Raw genomic sequence first — 23443 nt, 5'->3', positions numbered from 1 at the left:
GTGCTCAGTTTCCGGATTGCAACGCCAGTCCTGCATGCTCGCGCAGCGGATGGAAATGGATTTTCGGAAACCGCTCCTGCGCCAGCCGCACGTCATAGGGCGAGGTGCACAGATAGGCCAGCGTGTCGGCCGCATCGCGCGCCATGCGCAGCGGGTAGGCGTTCTCGAATTCACGCAGCTCGGCCGGGGTGTCGGCCGTGATCCAGCGGGCGGCCGTGTACTGGCAGCCTTCCAGACGGATGTCGCAGTCGTATTCGGTGTTCAGGCGGTGCTGCACCACTTCGAACTGCAGCTGGCCCACGGCGCCCAGCAGCATGTTGCCGCCGGCTTCGGGTTTGAAGACCTGGATGGCGCCTTCCTCGCCCAGCTGCATCAGGCCCTGCTGCAGCTGCTTGGTGCGCAGCGGGTTCTTGAGCACCACGGTCATGAACATTTCCGGGGCGAAGAAGGGCAGGCCCGTGAATTGGAGGTTGGTGCCGTCGGTGATGGTGTCGCCCAACTGAACGCCGCCGTGCGTGGTGAAGCCGATGATGTCGCCCGCATAGGCTTCTTCCACGGCTTCGCGGCGCTGGCTCATGAAGGTCACGACCGAGGTGGGGCGCAGTTCCTTGGCGGTGCGCTGCACCTTCATCTTCATGCCGGGCGTGTACTTGCCCGAGGCCACGCGCACGAAGGCGATGCGGTCACGGTGGTTGGCATCCATGTTGGCCTGGACCTTGAAGACCACGCCGGAGAAGCCTTCGTCCTCGGGGTGGATGATCTTTTCCACAGGCTGCTTGTTGACCAGCAGCGAGCTTTTGCGGGGGCCGGGCGGGGGCGACATGTCGACCACGGCATCCAGCACTTCCATGACACCGAAGTTGTTCACGCCGGAGCCGAAGAAGACCGGCGTGAGCTTGCCGGCCAGGAAGGCCTCATGGTCCCAGGGGGCCGAGGCGCCCTGGGCCAGTTCCATGCTGTCGAGCGCGTCGTCAAAGGCCTGCCCGAAGCGCGCGCGCAGCTTGTCGGCCTCGGCCAGGGGGATGGCCTCGAAGTCCTGGGGGCGGCGTTCGCTGCCAGGCTGGAACACCGTCATGGTCTGGGTGAGCAGGTTGATGATGCCGCCAAACTGCTTGCCCTGGCCCACGGGCCAGGTGACGGGGGAGCAGGGCATGCCCAGCTCGCGCTCCACTTCGTCAAGAATGTCCAGCGGATCGCGCACTTCGCGGTCCATCTTGTTGACGAAGGTGATGATGGGCGTGTCGCGCTGGCGGCAGACCTCGATCAGGCGGCGGGTCTGCGATTCCACGCCGTTGGCGGCGTCGATCACCATCAGCGCCGAGTCCACGGCCGTGAGCACGCGGTAGGTGTCTTCCGAAAAGTCCTTGTGGCCCGGGGTGTCGAGCAGATTGACCACATGGTCGCGGTAGCTCATCTGCATGACCGAGCTGGCCACCGAGATGCCGCGCTGCTTTTCGATTTCCATCCAGTCGGAGGTGGCGTGGCGGCTGGCCTTGCGGCCCTTGACGGCGCCCGCGATCTGGATCGCGCCCGAGAACAGCAGCAGCTTCTCGGTCAGCGTGGTCTTGCCCGCGTCGGGGTGGGAAATGATGGCAAAAGTCCGGCGGCGCCGGGTTTCCAGGGCGTAAGTCAAGGGGGAATCCAGGAGATGGGCTGTCGAGAGCGCACGGGCGTCTGGCACCCGTGGCGAATCGGAGCATTTTACAGAGCGTGGGCAAGAGATGGCTTTTGCATGGTGTCCCGGATTGGCCTGTGCATTGACCTGCTGCCTGGGGACTGTTACGACCTGCTTTCGTGTGCCGACGAAACCAATATGGGAATGAGTGCCAGCGGCATGGCAAAGAAAAGCAATAAGTAACGATACTCGCCCGCCGAGGCGAATGCAGCGATACCGGCCAGTTGCAACGCCAGGGGAATTGTCACAAGCAGGGCTGGCAGTTCCTTGCGGCGACAACTGCGCCACAGCAGCATTGCCAGCAGGCCCATGCCCAGCCAAGGTGTCCACAGCAGCCACCGCCACGCGTAGCTATATCTGTGCACGGTGCGCAGTGCCTGTTCTGCCCGGTCCAGCCCGAACCGGCGCATCTGTGACTGTGCCTGGGTGCGTTTCAGGACGTATTGCGCATAGTCGAGCGCAGGAAAACCACCCTGCGCAAGGGCTGCAGCCAAAAAAACGTTCACACGGCTGGCCGCCACGTCCGGCAGGTTGTGCCACAGGTTGTAGCGGAAAAATTCGCGTACCAACTCCTTGCGCTGCTCATCGGGTAGGCCCAGGAGCTGGGGTCCTGATGGATGGAAGACGAGCATGTCCCAATAGGCTGGATCCGAATATGCGAGCATCAGGTCCCGCGGGCGATAGCTGTCGAGGATTTCCAGGGTGCGCGCGGAAAGCTTGGGCTCCTGCAGCACCCACGGGTCGTTCATGAGGGGCTGCTTTTGCCATAGATCGTTCATGGCCCTGGGCTGGAGTAGCTTGACGGTCTCGAAAAGGACCAGTGAATCCGTGGCGCTTTGCGCGGTCGATTTGTGCAATTGGGTTCCTGCATAGACCGTGGCGCACCAGAACGCGATGATGGTCCCGAGATACCAGCGGCTGCGAAGGTCGGCGAGAAACAGGGCGAGCATGGCAGGTGCCAGGAAAACGATCCCGTTGGCGCGCACGAACACGGCCAAGGGCAAGGCAAGGGCAATCATCGCAAGGGACGCCCAGCTGTGCTGGCGCCGGCTGCACAGCAGCCATATTTCGAAGAGCAGCGCGCAAGAAGCCACGGCGAAGATGGCGTCCGGGTACAGCGTGCCTGTGAAATAGACCATGTGCGGCGCCGCGCAGATGAAGAGCAGCAGAAAAACGCACAGCGCGCGGTGCCGCGAGGTCCAGTACCAGGCCAGCATGCGGGCGAAGAACATGGCGCACAGCAATATCAGCGCGATGATGGGTACTTCCACCAAGTGGGTGGCACCGTAGGTAATACGTACGAAGTAGTACCACAGCACACCCTTGCCGGAACGGAATTTGTCCGGGTTGTCCACTTCCATGAGGACGGCCGCGCTGTCCTCGCCCAGCAAGCCGGGCCAGAAGATCAGCAGCCATCCCAGGTACAGGAGGCTGAGCAAGCCCCAGAAACCCAGGAAAGTCCTGCCATCGGTTGCCTGGGCTGTCGTAGAAGTGTTTTTCACTTGGAGTGCAGGAGTCATAAGGGTGGGATGGCAGAGCGTGAAGGGCGGGGTTCTGAACCATTCGACAAGAGGCATCGGTGGACATCTTGATGCCGTCTTGATACGGCACGTCGCAATCTCAATCCGCTTTTGACAGCCCCGGCCCTAGAGTTTTCCCCATCGCAACAACAGGTGCCGCCATGCGGCGCCGATGCGGGAGAAATCCCTATGACCCTGACCGAAATCACCGGATGGCTGGGCGCCCTGGGCGCCCTGGCTGTGTTTGTCTACCTCGGATACGCATTGCTGCGGCCCGAACAGTTCTGAGGTGGCGCAGATGCAAGACCTGATCTTTATCGCCCTGAGCCTGGGCTGCTTCGGGGGCCTGCTGGCCTTCGTGGCGGCGCTGGGCCGGATTTGACTGCCTGAAAGGAGACCGCCATGTGGTTGACCTGGATGGAATATGCACTGGTGCTGCTGCTGATGACGGCGCTGGCCGTGCCCATGGGGCAGTGGCTGGCACGCTGCTTCACGAGTGAGCACCATGCCTGGATCGAGCGGCTGAGCTTTCGCGCCCTGGGCGTGAACCCGGCCGAGCGCATGGGCTGGCAGCGCTACGGGCTGGCGCTGCTGCTGTCCAACGGCGCCATGCTGCTGCTGGGCTATGCGCTGCTGCGCCTGCAGGGCTGGATGCCGCTCAATGCGCTGAGCAATGCGGCGCAGACACCGGACCTGGCCTTCAACACGGCCGTGTCCTTTGTGACCAATACCAACTGGCAGGCGTATTCGGGCGAGAGCAGCCTGTCCAACGCCACGCAGATGGTGGCCATCACCTTCATGATGTTCGCTGGCGCGACCACGGGCGTGGTCGCCGCGGCGGGTGTCATCCGCGGCCTGGCGCGCTCCAGTGCCTCGGACCTGGGCAACTACTGGGTGGACTATGTGCGCATGCTCTGGCGCGTGATGCTGCCGCTGAGCTTTGTGGTGGCCCTGGTCTATGTGTGGCAGGGTGTGCCTCAGACGCTGGATGGCCAGGTCTGGGCGACGACGCTGGAGGGCGCTCGCCAGCAGATTCTTCTCGGCCCCGTGGCCAGCCTGGAGAGCATCAAGCACATCGGCACCAACGGTGGCGGCTTCTTCGGCATGAATGCGGCCCATCCGTTCGAGAACCCCACGCCGCTGACCAACGCATTCCACATCCTGGGCATGCTGCTGATCCCGTCGGCGCTGACCTATGCGCTTGGCTCCATGCTGCTGCGCCGTCGCCAGGGCTGGGTGCTGTTCGGCGCCTGCCTGGTGATGTTCGTTGGCTTTCTGGCGCTGGTGTTCACGGCCGAGCAGGCCGGCAATCCGCTGCTCACGGCCGCAGGTGCCGACCAGCAGATCAGCGCCACCCAGCCGGGCGGCAACATGGAGGGCAAGGAGCTGCGCTTCGGCATCGCCGATACGGCGCTGTTCGTGACCACGACCACGGCCGCGACCACGGGCTCGGTCAATGCCATGCATGACTCGCTGACGCCCCTGGGCGGGCTGGTGCCGCTGGCGCAGATGATGCTCAACTGTGTGTTCGGCGGCGACGGCGTGGGCCTGATCAACCTGCTGCAGTACGCCATCCTCACGGTTTTCCTGGCCGGCATGATGATCGGCCGCACGCCCGAGTTCCTGGGCAAGAAGATCGAGGCGCGAGAGATCAAGCTGGTGATGCTGGCCGTGATGGCGCACCCGATCTCCATCCTGGGCTTCACGGCGTTGGCTGCGGTCTGGCCCGACACCATGGCCAGTCTGACCAACCGGGGGCCGCACGGCTTCTCGGAGGTGCTCTATGCCTATGCCTCGGGCACGGCCAACAACGGTTCGGCCTTTGCGGGCCTGAATGCGAACACGCCGTTCTTCAACACCACCATCGGCCTGGCCATGCTGGCTGGCCGCTATCTGACACTGCTGCCCATGCTGGCCCTGGCCGGCAGCCTGGCGGCCAACCCCACCGTGCCTGCGGGGCCGGGCACCTTCCCGACGGCCACGCCGCTGTTCATGGGCTTGCTGGTCTTCGTGGTGGTAGTGGTCGGTGGACTGACCTTCCTGCCTTCGCTGGCCCTGGGTCCTGTGGTCGAGCAACTGCAGATGCTGTCAGGACAGGTCTATCCCTGAGCACCCCTGAGCCCGTTTTTTTCCTGGCCGCCTGCTGTGCCTGACACAGCAGCGCGGCGGAGGTTTCCGAAATGCAAGTTCAAACACACACTTCCGGCCCGTTGCCGGTGCTGCGCACCGATGCGCAGGTTCCATCCCAGACCGATGCCGGCGGGCTGCGCTCGCTGTTCGGCCCCAGCCTGCGGTCGGCGCTGTTCGTCGCCGTGGTCACGGGCCTGGCGTATCCGCTGGTCACCACGCTCGTGGCCCAGGCCGCGTTTCCCAAGGCCGCCAATGGCAGCCTGATCACGCGCCAGGGCTCGGTCGTGGGCTCGTCCCTGATCGGGCAGGAGTTCGCTTCGCCCCGTTATTTCCAGGGTCGGCCCAGCGCCACCACGGCGCCGGATCCCGACAAGGCCGATGCCACGGTGGCCGCGCCCTACAACGCCGCGCTGTCGGCTGCCACCAACCAGGGGTCGACCCACGCGGCGCTCAAGGAGTCCGTGGCGGCGCGCGTGGCGGCCTACCGCGAACTCAATGGTCTGGCGGCAGATGCCGCTGTGCCTGTGGATGCCGTGACGGCCTCGGCCTCCGGCCTGGATCCGCACATCTCTGTGGCCAATGCCGAGCTGCAGCTGCCGCGCGTGGCACGCGAGCGCCAGTTGCCTGTGGCCAAGGTCCAGGAACTGCTGCGCCAGCAGATGCAGCCGCGCGTTCTGGGCCTGCTGGGTGAGCCGCGCGTGAACGTGCTGCAGTTGAATCTGGCGCTGGACGATCTCTCGGCCGCGACGCTGCAGCCTGCGGCAGCCAATGCCGCCAAGGAGTAAGCCATGTCGCGCAAAACTGCTTTGTCCCTGTTCGATCCTTCGCTGGTGCGCCAGGCGCTGGGTGACTCCATCCGCAAGCTGGCACCGAGCGCGCAATGGCGCAACCCGGTGATGTTCGTGGTCTATCTGGGCGCCATCTTCACCAGCCTGCTCTGGGCCCAGGCCCTGGCGGGCGAGGGCGAGGCGCCTGCGGGCTTCATCCTGGCCATTGCGCTGTGGCTGTGGTTCACCGTGCTGTTCGCCAATTTTGCGGAGGCGCTGGCCGAGGGGCGCAGCCGCGCCCAGGCCGCGAGCCTGCGCAGCATGAAGCGCAGCACGGTCGCCAAGAAGCTGGAGCAGGCCAGCTACCAAAGCCGCTGGCATCCCGTGGGTGCGGAAGAACTGCGCTCGGGCATGTGGGTGCTGGTCGAGGCCGGCGACACCATACCGCTGGACGGCACGGTGATCGAGGGCGTGGCCTCGGTGGACGAGAGCGCCATCACCGGCGAATCGGCCCCCGTGATCCGCGAGGCCGGCGGCGACTTCTCTTCGGTCACCGGCGGCACGCGCGTGCTGTCGGACTGGCTGGTGGTGCAGATCACCGTGAACCCCGGCGAGTCCTTCCTGGACCGCATGATCTCCATGGTGGAGTCGGCCCGCCGCCACAAGACGCCCAACGAACTGGCGCTGACCATCTTGCTGGTCGGACTGACGCTGCTGTTCCTGCTGGTCATCGTCACGCTGCGGCCCTATTCGGCCTTTGCGGTGGAGCTGACGGGCAGCGGGCAGGTCGTGGGACTGACGGTGCTGGTCGCCCTGCTGGTGTGCCTGATCCCGACCACCATCGGCGGCCTGCTGTCGGCCATTGGCGTGGCAGGCATGAGCCGCATGATGCAGGCCAACGTGATCGCCACTTCGGGCCGCGCCGTGGAGGCGGCCGGCGACGTGGACGTGCTGCTGCTGGACAAGACCGGCACCATCACGCTGGGCAACCGCCAGGCCAGCGAATTCCTGCCCGCTCCCGGCGTGACGGCCGCGCAGCTGGTCGATGCGGCGCAGCTGGCATCACTGGCCGACGAGACACCCGAGGGCCGCAGCGTGGTCGTGCTGGCCAAGGAAATGCATGGCCTGCGCGAGCGTGACCTGGCAACCCTGCATGCCGTCTTCGTGCCCTTCACGGCCCAGACGCGCATGAGCGGCGTGGACATGCCGCAGCCCGACGGCGGCACGCGCAGCCTGCGCAAGGGCGCGGCCGACGCCGTGCGCCGCCACGTCGAAGCCATGGGCGGCAAGTTCCCGCCCGCCATGCTCAAGGTGGTGGAGGATGTGTCGCGGCGCGGCAGCACGCCGCTGGTGGTGGCCGATGGCGCCCGCGTGCTGGGCGTGATCGAGCTCAAGGACGTGGTCAAGCACGGCATACGCGAACGCTTTGCCGAGCTGCGCCGCATGGGCATCAAGACCGTGATGATCACGGGCGACAATCCGCTCACGGCCGCCGCCATTGCGGCCGAGGCCGGCGTGGATGACTACCTTGCCGAAGCCACGCCCGAGGACAAGCTGCGCCTGATCCGCGAACACCAGGCCGCAGGCCGGCTGGTGGCCATGACCGGCGACGGCACCAATGACGCACCCGCCCTGGCCCAGGCCGACGTGGCCGTGGCCATGAACAGCGGCACCCAGGCGGCCAAGGAAGCCGGCAACATGGTGGACCTGGACAGCAACCCGACCAAGCTCATCGAGGTCGTGGAGACCGGCAAGCAGATGCTGATGACGCGCGGCGCGCTGACCACCTTCAGCGTGGCCAACGACGTGGCCAAGTACTTCGCCATCATCCCGGCCGCCTTCGTGGGCACGTATCCGCAGCTGTCGGCGCTCAATGTCATGGGACTGGCCAGCCCGGGCTCGGCCATCCTGAGCGCCGTGATCTTCAACGCGCTGATCATCATCGTCCTGATACCGCTGGCCTTGCGTGGCGTGCCCTACCACGCCATCGGCGCCTCGGCCCTGCTGCGGCGCAACCTGCTGGTCTACGGACTGGGGGGCCTGGTCGTCCCCTTCATCGGCATCAAGCTGATCGACATGCTGCTGGTGGCTTTCGGCCTGGCCTGATCTTTGGCGGCAAGCCTGCCCGCCCGGGCAGGCACCGCCTTGCTTTCTCTGTACAAAAACCAAGATGAAATCCGCTTCTTCCATGACGGCCGCTTGTGCCGTCCCCCGCTTCTTCACCCGTGCCTCGCTGGCTGCACTGCTGTCGCTGGCGGCTGCGTCCTGCCATGCCCATGCCGAGACCTCTCCCGTCAACGCTGCCAGTGCCGATGCCCAGCAATCGCCCGCACCCGCCTACGCGCTCACCGGCAGCGTGGCGCTGCTCAGCGACTACCGTTTCCGTGGCATCTCGCAAAGCTGGATGGGGCCGGCGCTGCAGGGCGGGCTGGAGCTGTCGCTGCCGCGCGGCGCCTACCTGGGCGTGTCCGGCTCCAGCGTGTCGCGCCACAGCTATCTGGACGGCCGCGCGCTGGAGCTTGACCTGTACGGCGGCTGGCGCACCGAGCTGCTGCCGGGCTGGACAGGCGACATCGGCCTGCTGCACTACAACTACCCCGGCGCGCGCGTGCCCCGCGGGGATGGCAGCGGCGGCGTGCGCTACGACACCACCGAGGCCTATCTGGGCGTCACCCACGGCGGCTTCAGCGCCAAATGGTCGCTGGCGCTGACGCCTTACTTCGGCCTGCGCGACAGCACGGCGGCCACGGCCTTTGCCGAGGCTCTTCCCGGCAGCGGCAGCTCACGCGGCAGCAGCTATCTGGACCTGAACTACCAGCATCCGCTGGGTGACTGGGCGGTGCTGGGCCTGCATGCCGGCCACACGCAGGTGCGCAACTACAGCGAACTGTCGTACGCCGACTGGCGCGTCTCGCTGGCCCGCAGCTGGGGGCCATGGACGGCCACGCTGGCCTGGGCCGGCACCTCGGCCGACACGCGCTACTACCGCGCGGCCAATGCGGCAGGCCAGATGCAAAGCCTGGGCCGCAGCGGCTGGGTGCTGTCGCTGTCGGCGGCGTTCTAGTGTGGGGGCACGCTCTGGTGCTAGGCTGAGAACCATGCCCATTTCGTCCTCTGCCGAGCCGGCGCCGCCCGGTCTGCCGCGTCCCGATCCCGACGCCCTGGTCGCGCGCCTGCGCCATGAGCGGGCGCAGGAGGGGCGGGGCAAGCTGCGCATCTACTTCGGATCGAATGCAGGCGTGGGCAAGACCTACGCCATGCTGGCCGCCGCCCAGCGCGAACGCCAGGGGGGCCGCGAGGTTCTGGTGGGACTCGTGGAAACCCATGGCCGCAAGGAAACGGCGCAGCAGCTGCATGGCCTGGAGCAACTGCCGCTGCGCGAGCTGCCGCACCAGGGACGGACGCTGCGCGAGTTCGACCTGGATGCGGCGCTCGCGCGGCGTCCGCGCGTGCTGCTGCTCGATGAACTGGCGCACAGCAATGCGCCAGGCTCACGCCATCCCAAGCGCTGGCAGGACGTGCAGGAGCTGCTGGACGCAGGCATCGATGTCTGGACCACGATCAACGTGCAGCACCTGGAAAGCCTGAACGACGTGGTGGGCGGCATCGTCGGCATCACGGTGCGCGAGACCGTGCCCGACCAGATCTTCGACGATGCCGACGAGGTCATCGTCGTCGACATCTCGCCCGACGAGCTGCTGCGCCGCTTGAAGGACGGCAAGGTCTACATGATGGAGCAGGCCGAGCGGGCCTCGCGCAACTTCTTCAGGCGCGGCAACCTGCTGGCGCTGCGCGAGCTGGCACTGCGCCGCACGGCCGACCGCGTGGACGAGGACATGCGCGACTACCGGCGCGAGCGCTCCATAGGCACGGTCTGGCCTGCGCGTGAGCGCCTGCTGGTGGCCGTGGCAGGTCATGCGGGCGACGACGCCCTGGTGCGCCAGGTGGCGCGCATGGCACGCCGGCTGGATGCTGGCTGGATGGTGGTGTACGTGGACGCGCCCCAGCGCCAGCACCGCCCACGCAGCGTGCAGGCCGCCGTGCTCAAGACCCTGGCCCTGGCCGCACGCCTGGGGGCCGAGACGGCCACGCTGCCGGGCGCCGATGTGGCCGAGGCCCTGGTTGCCTTCGCGCGCGAGCGCAACGCCAGCCGCCTGGTGCTGGCCCAGCCGCCGCGCCCGGCATGGTCGCCCTGGCGCTGGTGGGGCCGCAGCCTGCCCGACCGCATCGTCCAGCTGCATCCCGACATCGACGTGCTGGTGCTCTCCGGGGGCTCCAGCGCGGCCCGGACCGAGGCCGCGCCTGCCGCACCGCTGCGGCGCAGGCCGCTGCCCTGGAAGGGCTATGCCGGTGTGACCCTGGCCTGCTTGACCGCCACGGTGCTGGCCGAGCAGCTGCTGCGCATCTTCGACCCGGCCAACGTGGTGATGCTGTTCCTGCTCATCGTCGTGCTGTCTTCGTTGCGCTGGGGGCGTGGCCCGGGCGCCTGGGCGGCGCTGCTGTCGGTACTGTGCTTCGACTTTTTCTTTGTGCCCCCGCGCGGATCCTTCCATGTCAACGACACGCAGTACCTGTTCACCTTCGTGCTGATGCTGGGCGTGGCCCTGGTCTGCGGCCAGCTCATGGCGCGGCTGCGCCACGAGGCGCGCGTGGCGGCCGAGCGCGAGCGGCGCGCGGGCGCCCTGGCGCGGCTGGCGCGCGACCTTTCGGGCGCGCTCACGCAGGAGCAGGTGGTGGAGATTGCGCTGAGCACGGTCTCGGGCGTGTTCGACGCCCAGGCCGGGCTGCTGTTGCCCGATGCCGACGAGCGCCTGCGCCCCGCCGGCGGCGGCTCCTGCCCCATGGACGACAGCATTGCGCGCTGGGCCATGGACCACGGTCAGCAGGCCGGCCAGGGCACGGACACGCTGCCGGCCGCGCCGGCCCGCTACGTGCCGCTGGCGGCGCCCGTGCGCATGCGGGGCGTACTGGTGCTGCAGCTGCGTGCGCCCCAGCGCCTGGAGGTGCCCGAGGAGCAGCGCCTGCTGGAGGCGTGTGCCAGCCAGGTGGCGCTGGCGCTGGAGCGTCAGCACTTCGTGGCCGTGGCCCAGCAGACCCAGATCGCCATGGAGGGCGAGCGCATGCGCAACACCTTGCTGTCGGCCGTCTCGCACGACCTGCGCACGCCGCTGACCACCATCCTGGGCGCGGCCGAGGCCGCGCAGCGCCATGTGCCGCCGGGCGGCGCAGCCGACATGCTGGAGCAGGTCCGCATCCAGGCCCAGGCCATGCAGCGACTGGTGGAGAACCTGCTGGACATGGCGCGCCTGCAGCAAGGCGGCGTGCACCTGCAGCGCGAATGGCTGCCGCTGGATGAAGTGGTCGGCAGCGCGCTGCGCCAGATGCGCGCGCGCCTGCACGAGCATCCCGTGAGCACCGACGTGCCCGCCAGCCTGCCGCTGCTGCAGCTCGATCCCGTGCTCATGGAGCGCGTGCTGGTCAACCTGCTGGACAACGCCGCCAAGTACACGCCGGCCGGCACGCCGCTGACCATCCACGCACGCGAACAGGACGGCGAGGTGCTTGTGGCCGTGCAGGATGGCGGGCCCGGCCTGCCGCCACACCTGCCCGTGGAGACGCTGTTCGAGCCCTTCACGCGCGGCACGGCCGAGTCCACCGTCTCGGGCATAGGCCTGGGGCTGGCGCTGGTGCGCAGCATTGTCGAGGCCCATGGCGGGCGCATCGAGGCCGCTGCCGCGCGCCCAGGCCCCGGCACCGTGTTCACGCTGCGCTTTCCGGTGCCGGAGCAGCCATTGCTCGATTAGAGTCTTGCGCCATGAGCACGCCCACCAACCGCATCCTGATGATCGAGGACGACCCCGGCATCCGCCGCTTCGTGCGCCTGGTGCTGGAGGACGAGGGCTGGCAGGTCTTCGAGGCCGACAGCGCGCGCCGGGGCCTGATCGAGGCGGCGAGCCGCCAGCCCGATCTGGTCATCCTCGACCTGGGCCTGCCGGATGCCGACGGCAAGCAGGTTCTCACCGAGCTGCGCGGATGGTCCTCCGTTCCCGTGCTCGTGCTCTCCGCGCGCGAGCGCGAGGACGAGAAGGTGGCCGCCCTGGACGCCGGCGCAGACGATTACCTGGTCAAGCCTTTCGGTGTGCCCGAGCTGCTGGCCCGGCTGCGTGTGATGCTGCGCCGCCGCCAGCAACTGGGGGCCGCAGGCGGCGCAGTTGCATCCAGCCAGGTGCACTTCGGCCAGGTGCAGGTGGACCTGGCCACGCACGAGGTGCGGCGTGCGGGCCAGCCGGTGCACCTCACGCCCATCGAATTCCGCCTGCTGGCGGCGCTGATCGCCGCCCAGGGCCGTGTGATGACCCACCGCCAGCTGCTGCTGCAGGTCTGGGGACCCGAATACCTGGGCCGTGCCCATTACCTGCGCGTGCACATGGCCAATCTGCGCCAGAAGATCGAGGACGAGCCGGCCCAGCCGCGCCACCTGGTGACCGAGCTGCAGGTGGGCTACCGGCTTGTGGGGCTGGGCGGTGAGGCATCCCCGGGATCGGTATAATCAGCGCCTCTCCGAGGAGCGTTGCAGCAGGCCCATTCACCAGATGCGGTCTGCGAGGCTCGGAGTCATACCTGCAACGACGCTCGCCCACGCTTTCTGTGCGGTGAGCTTTTTTTCGTCTCCCGCAGAACGTGGTTTTTCATTCATCTTTTGGAGAAAACCATGAACGCTGCTGTTCGTCCCGTTTCCGCCGACACGGCCATCGCTGACATTTCCCTCGCCGCCTGGGGCCGCAAGGAAATCCTGATCGCCGAAACCGAAATGCCCGGCCTGATGGCCACGCGCGAGGAATTCGCCGCGGCACAGCCGCTCAAGGGCGCGCGCATCGCCGGCTCGCTGCACATGACCATCCAGACGGCCGTGCTGATCGAGACGCTCAAGGCCCTGGGCGCCGACGTGCGCTGGGCCTCGTGCAACATTTTCTCGACGCAGGACCATGCCGCCGCCGCCATCGCCGCCACGGGCACGCCCGTGTTCGCCATCAAGGGTGAATCGCTGGCCGACTACTGGGACTACACCCACCGCATCTTTGAATTCGGCGCCGCCGGTACCGAAGGCGAAGGCCCCAACATGATCCTGGACGACGGCGGCGATGCCACCATGCTGCTGCACCTGGGCATGCGCGCCGAAAAGGACCTGTCCGTGCTGGACAACCCCGCCTCCGAGGAAGAGAAGATCGCCTTCGCCGCCATCCGCGCCAAGCTGGCCCAGGACCCCACCTGGTACACGCGCAAGAGCGCCCACATCATCGGCGTGACCGAAGAGACCACCACCGGCGTGCACCGCCTCAACGAGATGTCGGCCAAGGGCACGCTGAAGTTCCGCGCCATCAACGTCAACGACTCCGTCACCAAGAGCAAGTTCGACAACCTCTACGGCTGCCGCGAATCGCTGGTGGACGGCATCAAGCGCGCCACCGACGTGATGATCGCCGGCAAGGTCGCCGTGGTGGCCGGCTACGGCGACGTGGGCAAGGGCTGCGCCCAGGCGCTGCGCGCGCTGTCGGCCCAGGTCTGGGTCACCGAGATCGATCCCATCAACGCCCTGCAGGCCGCCATGGAAGGCTACAAGGTCGTGACCATGGAGTGGGCGGCAGACAAGGCCGACATCTTCGTGACCACCACCGGCAACCGCGACATCATCCGCCACGAGCACATGGTGGCCATGAAGAACGAAGCCATCGTCTGCAACATCGGCCACTTCGACAACGAGATCGACGTCGCCTCCATCGAGCAGTACCAGTGGGAAGAGATCAAGCCCCAGGTGGACCACATCACCTTCCCTGACGGCAAGAAGATCATCCTGCTGGCCAAGGGCCGCCTGGTGAACCTGGGCTGTGCCACCGGCCACCCCAGCTTCGTGATGAGCGCCTCGTTCGCCAACCAGACCATCGCCCAGATCGAGCTGTTCACCAAGCCCGATGCCTACGAGGTCGGCAAGGTCTACGTGCTGCCCAAGATCCTGGACGAGAAGGTTGCTCGCCTGCACCTGAAGAAGGTCGGCGCCATGCTGACCGAGCTGACGGACGGCCAGGCTGCCTATATCGGCGTGAGCAAGCAGGGTCCCTACAAGCCCGAAACTTATCGCTACTAAGCACCCCCTGAGGCGCTGACGCGCCTTCCCCCTCTCTATCCGCTTCGCGGGGGAGGGGGGGCGACGCCCTCGCTGCGGGGCGGCCCTTGCTTGGCGTCCCTGAGTTGGGTCGCGCCGGTTTCGGGCATTAGTCAACTGAGATTTCCTGGAGCGACGCTATGCGCGCAGATGTATTTTTGGTGGAAGCCGGCCATGCGGCCACGCGCTCGCAGGCGCAGCGGCTGATTGCGGGTGGCGTGCAGTGGCGCATGACGCCGTTGACGCCGTGGAAGAAGGTCGCCAAGAACGGTGACGAGATTCCCGCAGGTGCCGAGCTGCAGTTGCTGGACGGGGCCGAGGCCCGGTTCATCTCGCGCGGCGGGCTGAAGCTGGAAGGCGCGCTGGCGGCCACCAAGCTGTCGGTGGACGGCCTGCGCTGCCTGGACGTGGGCCAGAGCACGGGCGGTTTCACCGACTGCCTGCTGCAGGCAGGCGCCGCCCAGGTCATCGGCGTGGACGTGGGCCATGGCCAGCTGCATGACCGGCTGCGCTCGGATGCGCGCGTGATCTGCGTCGAAGGCGTCAATGCCCGCGCGGTGACGGCCGAGGGCCTGCAGGAGGCCTGCGAGGAAGTGCTGTCCGAACGCTGGGAAGAAGATCCCGACGACAACGACACCCAGCCCGTGGCGCCCTATGCCTGGATGCGCAACGGCGGCGTGGTCGACGAGGACTACGACGACAGCGACGACGCCAAGGAAAACGAGATCGAGGCCTTCAAGGCCGAGCGCGCGGCCAAGGGCAAGGCGCGCGATGAGGGCACGGTGGCCACGCAGCGCCGCCGCCGCGCCGAGTTTGCCGACGTGGACATCACGCCGCAGTTCGACTTCGTCACGGGCGATCTGTCCTTCATCTCTCTGACCCTGGTGCTGCCGGCCGTCACGCGCCTGCTCAAGCCGCATGGCCAGCTGCTGATGCTGGTCAAGCCGCAGTTCGAGCTGCAGCCGGGCCAGGTCGGCAAGGGCGGCATCGTGCGCGATGCGGCCCTGTTCACCGAGGTGGAGCAGCGCATCCGCACCTGCCTGGGCGAGCTGGGCCTGGAGGTCAAGGGCTGGATGGAGTCGGCCATCGAAGGCGGCGACGGCAACCGCGAATTCTTCGTGCATGCCCAGCAGGCGGCCGTGGTGAAGGAGCCAGAGCAGCCTGAAACGCAGGACGACGACGAGCCCCGCTCGGCCGTGAAGGCCGCTCCTAAGCCGGCCGCGCCTAAGCCGGCCGCGCCTAAGCGCGTGTCCCGCACCGTGCTGCGCGAGCAGCGCAACGAGCGTGTGATCGACACCAGTACCGAGTTCGGCGTGCCCGGTCCGGGCCGCGCCAAGCTGCGCAAACGCAACGAATGAAACACTGAGCAGCGAGTCTTACATGAGCTTTCCGATCAGCTTCGAGTTCTTCCCGACCAAGACGCCCGAGGGCGCGACCAAGCATGTGCAGGTGCGCAAGAACCTCTATGCGCGCAAGCCCCAGTTCTGCTCCGTCACCTATGGCGCGGGCGGCTCCACGCAGACGGGCACCTTCGCCATGGTGCGTGACATCCAGAACGAAGGCGTCAGCGCGGCATCGCATTTCTCCTGCGTGGGCGCCACGCACGACAAGGTGCGCGCCGAACTGCAGGAGCTGAAGGCCATGGGCGTGCGCCGCATCGTCGCGCTGCGCGGCGACCTGCCCAGCGGCTATGGCCTGGGTGGCGAATTCCAGTACGCCAGCGATCTCGTGGAATTCATCCGCCGCGAGTTCGGCGACTGGTTCCACATCGAGGTGGCGGCCTACCCGGAGGTCCATCCGCAGGCGAAATCCCCACAGTCCGATCTGGATGCGTTTGCGGCTAAAGTGCGCGCTGGCGCGGATTCCGCGATCACCCAATATTTCTACAATGCCGACGCCTACTGCCGTTTCGTTGATGCGGCGCGCGGCATGGGGCTTGATGCACCGGTTGTTCCCGGCATCATGCCCATCACCAGCTCTACGCAGCTGATGCGCTTCTCGGACGCCTGCGGCGCCGAGATCCCGCGCTGGATCCGCCTGCGTCTGCAGGCTTACGGAGATGACACGGCGTCCATTCGCGCCTTCGGCCTCGATGTCGTGTCCCGTCTATGCGAGCAGTTGCGCAGCCAGGGCGCTCCCGGGCTGCACTTCTATACGATGAACCAGAGCGTCGCCACGCTGGAAATCTGCGATCGATTGGGCCTTTGAGCGCGCAGCCACTGCGCCGGCCCCGGGCGACCCTCTAGAACTTGGGAACGGTCAGGCGTTCCCTGGAGGTTTTTGCCCATGGATCGTGGTTTTCGACGCCTGCACTGGCGCTGGCTGGCCATGTGCGCCATCACCGCCACCCTGGCCGGCTGCGCGCCGGCTCCCGTGGCACAAAGCGATGCCGAGTCCGGCGCCCTGACCGCAGGTGCGGCGGCAATGGATGAAGGCCAGACGCCAGCGGCCGTGCCCTCGGCCGGCAAGCGCGGTGGCCGCACATCGCGGGCCGCGCAGCCGGCCAGCAAATCCCCGGATGCCAAGCCCTCCGAGTCGGCCTCGCCCGAAGACAGTGCCGAGGCTCCCTCCAATCCCGATTTCGCCCTCGTGCCCTCGCGCGACAGCGACCAGCAAGGCCTGGCCTCCTGGTATGGCCCGGGCCTGCATGGCCGGCTGACCGCCAGCGGCGAGCGTTTCGACAAGGAAGAATTGACGGCCGCGCACCGCAGCTTTGCCTTCGGCAGCCGCGTCTGCGTGCGCAGCGCCGCCACGGGCAAGACAGTGGTGGTGCGCATCAACGACCGCGGGCCGTTTGCGCCTGGCCGCGTGATCGATCTGAGCCAGGCCGCAGCCCAGGAGCTGGGCATGGTCGGCCTGGGCATCAAGCCCGTGGAGCTGTGGCAGCTCGACGATGGTGAGCAGGAATGCCCCGAAACCCTGGTCACGGCCAGGAAGGCCAAGTCCATCGAGAAGACGCAGCAGGCCAAGGCACAGGCACAGACAACACAGGCACGGACCCGGGTTCAGGCCAAGGCGCCAGTGCGTTCGCGTGTCCAGGCCAAGGCGCCTGCCCCCAGGCCCAATGCACGCACGGCCGTGGCCAGCCGTGCCGTCCCTGCCGCCAAGCCGGTGGCGAAGGCTGCGGCGCCCGCCGCTGCCTCGTCCACCGCAGTGGCCTCTGCGGCCTCGAACGCGCGCTGAACGGGCTCAGCCGCCGGATTCGAGCGTGAAGGCCGCGTTCTCGTCCTGACCGAGCAGCTTGACCAGCTGCGGCATGGCCGGCTTGAGCTGTTCCTTGAGATTGAACGGCGGATTGATCAGGAACATGCCGCTGGCCGGCAGGCCGCCGCGCTCCGAGGTCTTGTTGCTCTTGACCGTGAGCTCCACATGCAGCCAACTCCTGCCGGCCTTGGTGGTCATGGTCTTCAGGCGGCGCGGCAGATCGTGCGCCTCGGGGCGCGGGATGATCGGATACCAGAACGCATACGTGCCTGTGGCAAAGCGCTTGAGGCTGTCGGCCGCCATGTCCAGCACCTTGGCGTAGTCGCTCTTGAGCTCGTAGCTGGGGTCGCACAGCACCAGGGCTCGGCGCGACGGCGGCGGCAGGAATTTCTTGATGCCCTCGAAGCCGTCCTCGTGCAGCACGGCCACCTGGCGGCCCGCTTCGAGCTGGGCAATGTTGCCGGCCAGCGAGCGCATGTCGGTGGGATGCAGCTCGAAGACCTTGAGCTTGTCGCGCTCCTGCACGCGCAGCAGGGACTGGATGATGAACGGCGAGCCCGGATAGTTGCGCAGCTGCGCTCCCTGGTTGAAGGAACGCACCGATGCGATGTAGGCCTGCAGCACCGGGGCCAGCTCGGACTCCTTGGCCTGGGCCAGGCGCAGGATGCCGTCTGCGGCCTCGCCGCTCTTGTTGGCATAGTCGCCATCCAGACGGTACAGGCCGGCGCCGGCGTGCGTGTCCAGCACCGTAAGGGCGGCCTCCTTCTGGAGGAGGTATTGCAGGGTGGCGATCAGCACGGTGTGCTTGAGCACATCGGCATGGTTGCCTGCATGGAAGGCGTGGCGGTAACTGAACATAGGCGTGATGGTAACCAGCCGCGCTGGCGGGTGGACACCCATGGCGGCTGCAAGGTTGCCCGGCGCTGGCGCCTCGCGGCGAGGGCTGCCGGGGACTTGCGGATCGGGGGATGGTGCGGTTGCGCCAGTTTTGTATAATGGCGGGCTTCGCAGCGATTTTATGGGTCCCGCGGCGAAGTTTACATCCCCGCCTAAGAGGCTTCCTTTTTGAAGAAGCACCGACCGCGGAAAAGGGCCCGCCAAACCTTTCTTGAAAGAGAAAACTCATGTCTACATTCAGCGCAAAGCCCGCTGAGGTGCAACACGAGTGGTTTGTGATTGACGCCACCGATAAGGTGCTCGGACGTGTCGCCAGCGAAGTGGCACTCCGTCTGCGCGGCAAGCACAAGGCCATTTACACACCTCACGTTGACACCGGCGACTTCATCGTCATCATCAACGCCTCCAAGCTCAAGGTCACCGGCACCAAGAACCTGGACAAGGTGTACTACCGCCACTCTGGTTTCCCCGGCGGCATCACTGCCACCAACTTCCGCGACATGCAGGCCAAGTTCCCCGGCCGCGCTCTGGAAAAGGCCGTCAAGGGCATGCTGCCCAAGGGTCCCCTGGGCTACGCAATGATCAAGAAGCTCAAGGTGTACGGCGGTGCTGAGCATCCCCACACCGCCCAGCAGCCCAAGGCTCTGGAAATCTAAGGAGACCTAGATGATTGGTGATTGGAACAATGGCACCGGCCGTCGCAAATCCAGCGTCGCACGCGTGTTCCTGAAGAAGGGCTCCGGCAAGATTACCGTGAATGGCAAGGACATTCAGGAATACTTCGGCCGCGAAACCTCGATCATGATCGCAAAGCAGCCCCTGGCTCTGACGAGCAACCTGGAAGCTTTCGACATTCAAGTGAACGTCCACGGTGGTGGTGAATCCGGCCAGGCCGGCGCTACCCGCCACGGCATCACCCGCGCCCTGATCGACTATGACGCAGCGCTCAAGCCCGTCCTGAGCCAAGCCGGCTTCGTGACGCGTGACGCTCGTGAAGTCGAACGTAAGAAGGTCGGCCTGCGCTCCGCACGCCGCGCCAAGCAGTTCTCCAAGCGTTAATCCGCTGGCACTGCAGGAAAGTCCCCCGGGGCTTTCCCCAGAAAAAAACCGCCTTTGCCGGCGGTTTTTTTCTGGGCGATGCAAACCTTTCTCATTCAGTGGGCAATGCCCCCACTTGCACTGTCGTCAAGCCGGCAGCCCCCGGAATTCCCGAGCCCTTTGCTGTACCATTCGGGCCAATTGAGAACTTCGGAGTATCCCCATGAGCGCCGTCGCAGAAATCACCGAAACCACCACCGCCGAAATGCCCACCCCGATCGTCTTCACCGACAGCGCAGCTGCCAAGGTGGCCGATCTGATCGCCGAGGAAGGCAACCCTGACCTGAAGCTGCGCGTGTTCGTGCAAGGTGGCGGCTGCTCGGGCTTCCAGTACGGCTTCACCTTCGACGAGATCACCAACGAAGACGACACGACCATGACCAAGAATGGCGTGTCGCTGCTGATCGACGCCATGAGCTACCAGTACTTGGTGGGTGCCGAGATCGACTACAAGGAAGACCTGCAGGGCGCGCAGTTCGTGATCAAGAACCCCAACGCCTCCACCACCTGCGGCTGCGGATCGAGCTTCTCGGTGTAAGCCTTGTCGGCCGCGCTGCAGTGAAGCCCACAGCAGCCCGCCGCACAACACGCCACCAACCGCCGCGCAGCAATGCGCAGGCGGTTTTTTAACGCCTGCGCCCTCCCTGCCTTGCCATGATTCCTGAAGACAAAAGCGCTTCCGCCTCCACCACATCCTCCTCGCGTTCGGTGCTCCTATGGCTCGTGGCCATCGGCTTTTTCATGCAGACGCTGGACGGCACCATCGTCAATACCGCGCTGCCCACCATGGCCGAGGCCCTGGGCGAGAGCCCGCTGCGCATGCAGTCCGTCATCGTCGCCTATTCGCTGACCATGGCCATGCTGATCCCGGCATCGGGCTGGATGGCCGACCGCTTCGGCACGCGGCGCGTCTACCTGTGGGCGATTGCGCTGTTCGTGCTGGGATCGGTGCTGTGCGCGATTGCTCCCAACCTGCAGCTGATGGTGGCTGCACGCGTGCTGCAGGGCATGGGCGGTGCGCTGCTCATGCCCGTGGGCCGGCTGGCCGTGCTGCGCGCCTTCCCGCGCGAGCAGTTCCTCAAGGCCATGAGCTTCGTGGCCATTCCCGGCCTGGTCGGGCCGCTGATCGGCCCCACGCTGGGCGGCTGGATGGTGGAGTACGTGAGCTGGCACTGGATCTTCCTGGTCAACGTGCCCGTGGGCCTGATCGGCCTGGCCGCTACCCTGCGCTTCATGCCCGTGGGCGACCGCTTCGCCGTCAAGCGCTTCGACGGCGTGGGCTATGCGCTGCTGGCCTTCGGCATGGTGGCCGTGTCGCTGGCGCTGGACAGCATGTCGGGCAAGGGCATCCACGGCGCCATGGTCTTCGTGCTGCTGATCTTCGGCCTGGCGAGCCTGGCCGCCTACTGGCTGCACGCGCTGCGCCGGCCAGACCCGCTGTTCGCCCCCGAGCTGTTCGCCGTGCGCAGCCTGCGCGTGGGCCTGCTGGGCAATCTGTTCTCGCGCCTGGGCAGCTCCTGCATGCCCTTCCTGATCCCGCTGGTGCTGCAGGTCTGCCTGGGCTTTTCGCCGCTGCAGGCCGGCATGATGATGCTGCCCACGGTGCTGGCCAGCATGGCCATGAAGCGCCAGACCACCACGCTGATCCAGCGCATCGGCTACCGCCGCGTGCTCATGGGCAACACCCTGGTGCTGTCGCTGATGATTGCCAGCTTCGGCACGGTCTCCACGGCGCTGCCGCTGTGGGTGGTCATCGTCCAGCTGCTGATCTTCGGCGCCACCAACTCCATGCAGTTCACGGCCATGAACACCGTCACGCTCAAGGACCTCGATGCCGGCAACGCCAGCAGCGGCAACAGCCTGCTGTCCATGGTGCAGATGCTGGCCATGGGCATGGGCGTGGCCGCCGCAGGTGCGGTGCTGGCCGGTTTCAGCGAATGGTTCGGCGGCGATACGCCGCAGCACACCCTCAATGCCTTCCGCGCCACCTTCGTCTGCATGGGCGCGGTGACGCTGGCCTCGACCATGATCTTCTCGCAGCTGGGCGACGATGAGGATGTGCGGCCCAAGCCTTTGGTGCCGGCCGAGCACGAGTGAGGGCTGTGCATGCCTTTTGCACCCTGAACCGCTGCAATCCACACTTTTGTTGCGGGTTTACCCTTGTTTTTGGCAAGGATATATGGCAGCCCGCATAGGAAATATCGAGGCCGTCTTATGCGTTTGGGCGGGGCTGGACTTAATCTCGCGTACATCCGCAGGACTTACGCAAGCAAGAACGCAAACACGCCATCGCCACAGGGCCAGCGGCTTTCTTCCTCGGAATTTGCGTAAGTCGTGATCCGAACAGTCCACGCACCAGCAGTTGCCCCCACGAGCATGAGCCAGAGCCCCAGTTCCCAACCCATCCGCTTCTATCACCGCGGCCAGATCGTCGAGGTACAGGGGCCGCATCCCACGCGCTCGGTGCTCGACTGGCTGCGCGGCGACGCGCGCTGCACCGGCACCAAGGAGGGCTGCAACGAAGGTGACTGCGGCGCCTGCACCGTGGTCATCGCCGAGCTGGCCGAAGACGGCGCGCCCGACGCCGTGGGCGGCCTGCAGCTGCAGACGGTCAATGCCTGCATCCAGTTCCTGCCCACGCTGCACGGCAAGGCGCTGTTCACGGTGGAGGACGTCAAGGGCCAGTGCGCCGGCAAGCAGGGCTGTGCCACGGGCAAGCCCGCAGGTGGTGCCGAGCTGCACCCCGTGCAGCAGGCGCTGGTGGACTGTCACGGCTCCCAATGCGGCTTTTGCACGCCGGGCTTCGTGATGTCGCTGTGGTCGGCCTACGAGCACCACCAGCAGGCCGGCACGCGTCCCTCGCGCCAGCAGCTGGCCGACGAGCTGTCGGGCAATCTGTGCCGCTGCACGGGCTACCGTCCCATCCTGGACGCAGGCCAGCGCATGTTCGACCTGCCCGCCACGCGCATGGCCACCGAACCCGTGGTGCAGGCGCTGCAGGGCCTGCGCGCGCAGGATGCCGGCCTGGACTACGCCGCTCCCAACGCCGCCCAGGGCGGCCGTGTGGACAGCTTCCACGCTCCGCGCACGCTGGACGAGCTGGCCGCCGTGTGCGAGACCAAGCCCCGCGCGCGCCTGCTGGCAGGTTCCACCGATGTGGGGCTGTGGGTGACCAAGCAGTTCCGCGACCTGGGCGACATCGTCTATGTGGGCGACGTGGCCGAGATGAAGCGCGTCGAGGAGCGCCGCGGCGCGGGCAGCCTGGACGGCGGCGAGCTGTACATCGGCGCCGGTGCCTCGCTGGAATCGGCCTGGTCGGCGCTGTCGCAGCGCTTCGAGGGGCTGACCGATGTGTGGCTGCGCTTTGCCTCCGTGCCCATCCGCCATGCGGGCACCATGGGCGGCAACGTGGCCAATGGCTCGCCCATTGGCGACTCCCCGCCCGTGCTGATGGCGCTGGACGCGCAGATCGAGCTGCGCAAGGGCGCGCGCGTGCGCCGCATGCCGCTGCATGACTTCTATCTGGACTACATGAAGAACCAGCTGGAACCGGGCGAGTTCGTGCAGGCACTGGCCGTGCCGCTGGACGCTGCACGGCGCCAGACCCGTGCCTACAAGATCAGCAAGCGCTTTGACTGCGACATCTCGGCGCTGTGCGCAGGGCTGGCCATCGAGCTCGATGGCGAGGTGGTGAAGTCCGCGCGCCTGGCCTTTGGCGGCATGGCCGCCGTGGTCAAGCGTGCGGCCCTGGCGGAGGCGGCCATCGTGGGCCAGCCCTGGGACCAGGCCGCAGTGAAGGCCGCCCAGGCCGCGCTGGCCCAGGACTTCAAGCCCATGTCCGACATGCGCGCCAGCGCCGACTACCGGCTCAAGGTGGCGCAGAACCTGCTGCAGCGCCTGTGGCTGGAGACACGTCCGCAGCAGCCGCTGCCGCTGCAGGCCACCAGCGTCTGGAGCGTGATGCCCCACGCAGTGCACCAAGGAGCCTGAA

Annotated in this window: 19 protein-coding genes and 1 riboswitch; of the genes, 16 read left to right on the top strand and 3 right to left on the bottom strand. The window is 66.7% G+C overall.

The genetic code is table 11. The features are described 5' to 3' along the window. Positions 1 to 4: 4 nt before the first annotated feature. A complete protein-coding gene (locus ACF8LI_RS24225; protein ID WP_252652932.1) occupies positions 5 to 1633 on the bottom strand; it encodes a peptide chain release factor 3 in 1629 nt (542 codons plus the stop codon). 146 nt (positions 1634 to 1779) lie between these two features. Beyond that, positions 1780 to 3195, bottom strand: a complete 1416-nt coding sequence (locus tag ACF8LI_RS24220) for a hypothetical protein (protein WP_392414423.1) — start codon at positions 3193 to 3195, stop codon at positions 1780 to 1782. A 189-nt stretch (positions 3196 to 3384) separates the two neighbouring features. On the opposite strand from ACF8LI_RS24220, the gene ACF8LI_RS24215 reads away from it, so the two are divergent. From ACF8LI_RS24215 to ACF8LI_RS24165, 11 genes are all read left to right on the top strand, one after another. Beyond that, complete coding sequence (locus ACF8LI_RS24215) at positions 3385 to 3483, top strand: potassium-transporting ATPase subunit F (RefSeq protein WP_013800438.1); 99 nt, start codon at positions 3385 to 3387, stop codon at positions 3481 to 3483. 114 nt (positions 3484 to 3597) lie between these two features. Then, positions 3598 to 5304, top strand: coding sequence for a potassium-transporting ATPase subunit KdpA (gene kdpA, locus ACF8LI_RS24210; RefSeq protein WP_392414422.1), 1707 nt, complete (start codon positions 3598 to 3600; stop codon positions 5302 to 5304). 71 nt (positions 5305 to 5375) lie between these two features. Continuing rightward, positions 5376 to 6110, top strand: coding sequence for a potassium-transporting ATPase subunit KdpC (gene kdpC / locus ACF8LI_RS24205; RefSeq protein ID WP_392414421.1), 735 nt, complete (start codon positions 5376 to 5378; stop codon positions 6108 to 6110). A gap of 3 nt (positions 6111 to 6113) precedes the next feature. Then, positions 6114 to 8198 (top strand): potassium-transporting ATPase subunit KdpB, encoded by a 2085-nt coding sequence (gene kdpB, locus ACF8LI_RS24200; protein WP_016452759.1) that lies wholly within the window; start codon positions 6114 to 6116, stop codon positions 8196 to 8198. An 82-nt stretch (positions 8199 to 8280) separates the two neighbouring features. Next, complete coding sequence (locus tag ACF8LI_RS24195; protein ID WP_338500824.1) at positions 8281 to 9156, top strand: TorF family putative porin; 876 nt, start codon at positions 8281 to 8283, stop codon at positions 9154 to 9156. A gap of 34 nt (positions 9157 to 9190) precedes the next feature. Further along, complete coding sequence (locus tag ACF8LI_RS24190) at positions 9191 to 11896, top strand: sensor histidine kinase KdpD (protein WP_047218457.1); 2706 nt, start codon at positions 9191 to 9193, stop codon at positions 11894 to 11896. Between the two features lie 11 nt (positions 11897 to 11907). Then, positions 11908 to 12642 (top strand): response regulator, encoded by a 735-nt coding sequence (locus tag ACF8LI_RS24185; protein ID WP_016448464.1) that lies wholly within the window; start codon positions 11908 to 11910, stop codon positions 12640 to 12642. A gap of 7 nt (positions 12643 to 12649) precedes the next feature. Further along, positions 12650 to 12734, top strand: a riboswitch (S-adenosyl-L-homocysteine riboswitch). Positions 12735 to 12804: 70 nt separating this feature from the next. After that, positions 12805 to 14235 (top strand): adenosylhomocysteinase, encoded by a 1431-nt coding sequence (ahcY, locus tag ACF8LI_RS24180; protein ID WP_016448463.1) that lies wholly within the window; start codon positions 12805 to 12807, stop codon positions 14233 to 14235. Positions 14236 to 14393: 158 nt separating this feature from the next. Further along, positions 14394 to 15611 (top strand): TlyA family RNA methyltransferase, encoded by a 1218-nt coding sequence (locus tag ACF8LI_RS24175; protein WP_047473874.1) that lies wholly within the window; start codon positions 14394 to 14396, stop codon positions 15609 to 15611. A 22-nt stretch (positions 15612 to 15633) separates the two neighbouring features. After that, the gene (gene metF / locus ACF8LI_RS24170; protein WP_016448461.1) at positions 15634 to 16461 is read left to right on the top strand and encodes a methylenetetrahydrofolate reductase [NAD(P)H]; all 828 of its coding nucleotides are present in this window, start codon (positions 15634 to 15636) and stop codon (positions 16459 to 16461) included. 78 nt (positions 16462 to 16539) lie between these two features. Further along, positions 16540 to 17436 carry a septal ring lytic transglycosylase RlpA family protein gene (locus ACF8LI_RS24165; RefSeq protein WP_392414420.1) on the top strand — a complete coding sequence of 299 codons (897 nt, stop codon included), beginning with the start codon at positions 16540 to 16542 and terminating at the stop codon, positions 17434 to 17436. Between the two features lie 6 nt (positions 17437 to 17442). Here ACF8LI_RS24165 and ACF8LI_RS24160 read toward each other — a convergent pair whose 3' ends face one another. Further along, the gene (locus ACF8LI_RS24160; protein ID WP_017406717.1) at positions 17443 to 18315 is read right to left on the bottom strand and encodes a 23S rRNA (adenine(2030)-N(6))-methyltransferase RlmJ; all 873 of its coding nucleotides are present in this window, start codon (positions 18313 to 18315) and stop codon (positions 17443 to 17445) included. Between the two features lie 266 nt (positions 18316 to 18581). On the opposite strand from ACF8LI_RS24160, the gene rplM reads away from it, so the two are divergent. From rplM to xdhA, 5 genes are all read left to right on the top strand, one after another. Continuing rightward, positions 18582 to 19010, top strand: a complete 429-nt coding sequence (gene rplM, locus ACF8LI_RS24155; RefSeq protein WP_012207711.1) for a 50S ribosomal protein L13 — start codon at positions 18582 to 18584, stop codon at positions 19008 to 19010. A gap of 10 nt (positions 19011 to 19020) precedes the next feature. Next, entirely contained in the window at positions 19021 to 19413 is a 393-nt protein-coding gene (rpsI, locus tag ACF8LI_RS24150; RefSeq protein ID WP_012207710.1) for a 30S ribosomal protein S9, read from the top strand. 202 nt (positions 19414 to 19615) lie between these two features. Beyond that, positions 19616 to 19990, top strand: a complete 375-nt coding sequence (gene erpA, locus ACF8LI_RS24145) for an iron-sulfur cluster insertion protein ErpA (protein WP_016448458.1) — start codon at positions 19616 to 19618, stop codon at positions 19988 to 19990. Positions 19991 to 20106: 116 nt separating this feature from the next. Next, positions 20107 to 21549 (top strand): multidrug transporter subunit MdtD, encoded by a 1443-nt coding sequence (gene mdtD / locus ACF8LI_RS24140; RefSeq protein WP_043790458.1) that lies wholly within the window; start codon positions 20107 to 20109, stop codon positions 21547 to 21549. A gap of 279 nt (positions 21550 to 21828) precedes the next feature. Further along, a complete protein-coding gene (gene xdhA / locus ACF8LI_RS24135) occupies positions 21829 to 23442 on the top strand; it encodes a xanthine dehydrogenase small subunit (RefSeq protein ID WP_016448454.1) in 1614 nt (537 codons plus the stop codon). Position 23443 lies beyond the last annotated feature (1 nt).

Origin of the sequence: Delftia sp. WSY_12 (genome assembly GCF_043104645.1) — a bacterium.
Classification (GTDB): Bacteria; Pseudomonadota; Gammaproteobacteria; order Burkholderiales; family Burkholderiaceae_C; genus Comamonas; species Comamonas tsuruhatensis.
The sequence above is the reverse complement of the archived record's forward strand: the minus strand, read 5'-3'. Positions and strand labels throughout refer to the sequence as shown.

Bases quoted from the DNA above. Each gene is read 5' to 3' on its own strand.
- xdhA (WP_016448454.1), top strand. From the start codon at position 21,829: ATGAGCCAGAGCCCCAGTTCCCAACCCATCCGCTTCTATCACCGCGGC.
- ACF8LI_RS24190 (WP_047218457.1), top strand. From the start codon at position 9,191: ATGCCCATTTCGTCCTCTGCCGAGCCGGCGCCGCCCGGTCTGCCGCGT.
- ACF8LI_RS24160 (WP_017406717.1), bottom strand. From the start codon at position 18,315: ATGTTCAGTTACCGCCACGCCTTCCATGCAGGCAACCATGCCGATGTG.
- ahcY (WP_016448463.1), top strand. From the start codon at position 12,805: ATGAACGCTGCTGTTCGTCCCGTTTCCGCCGACACGGCCATCGCTGAC.
- mdtD (WP_043790458.1), top strand. From the start codon at position 20,107: ATGATTCCTGAAGACAAAAGCGCTTCCGCCTCCACCACATCCTCCTCG.
- ACF8LI_RS24215 (WP_013800438.1), top strand. From the start codon at position 3,385: ATGACCCTGACCGAAATCACCGGATGGCTGGGCGCCCTGGGCGCCCTG.
- metF (WP_016448461.1), top strand. From the start codon at position 15,634: ATGAGCTTTCCGATCAGCTTCGAGTTCTTCCCGACCAAGACGCCCGAG.
- ACF8LI_RS24185 (WP_016448464.1), top strand. From the start codon at position 11,908: ATGAGCACGCCCACCAACCGCATCCTGATGATCGAGGACGACCCCGGC.
- kdpA (WP_392414422.1), top strand. From the start codon at position 3,598: ATGTGGTTGACCTGGATGGAATATGCACTGGTGCTGCTGCTGATGACG.
- ACF8LI_RS24195 (WP_338500824.1), top strand. From the start codon at position 8,281: ATGACGGCCGCTTGTGCCGTCCCCCGCTTCTTCACCCGTGCCTCGCTG.
- ACF8LI_RS24165 (WP_392414420.1), top strand. From the start codon at position 16,540: ATGGATCGTGGTTTTCGACGCCTGCACTGGCGCTGGCTGGCCATGTGC.
- kdpB (WP_016452759.1), top strand. From the start codon at position 6,114: ATGTCGCGCAAAACTGCTTTGTCCCTGTTCGATCCTTCGCTGGTGCGC.
- erpA (WP_016448458.1), top strand. From the start codon at position 19,616: ATGAGCGCCGTCGCAGAAATCACCGAAACCACCACCGCCGAAATGCCC.
- ACF8LI_RS24175 (WP_047473874.1), top strand. From the start codon at position 14,394: ATGCGCGCAGATGTATTTTTGGTGGAAGCCGGCCATGCGGCCACGCGC.
- ACF8LI_RS24220 (WP_392414423.1), bottom strand. From the start codon at position 3,195: ATGACTCCTGCACTCCAAGTGAAAAACACTTCTACGACAGCCCAGGCA.
- rpsI (WP_012207710.1), top strand. From the start codon at position 19,021: ATGATTGGTGATTGGAACAATGGCACCGGCCGTCGCAAATCCAGCGTC.
- kdpC (WP_392414421.1), top strand. From the start codon at position 5,376: ATGCAAGTTCAAACACACACTTCCGGCCCGTTGCCGGTGCTGCGCACC.
- rplM (WP_012207711.1), top strand. From the start codon at position 18,582: ATGTCTACATTCAGCGCAAAGCCCGCTGAGGTGCAACACGAGTGGTTT.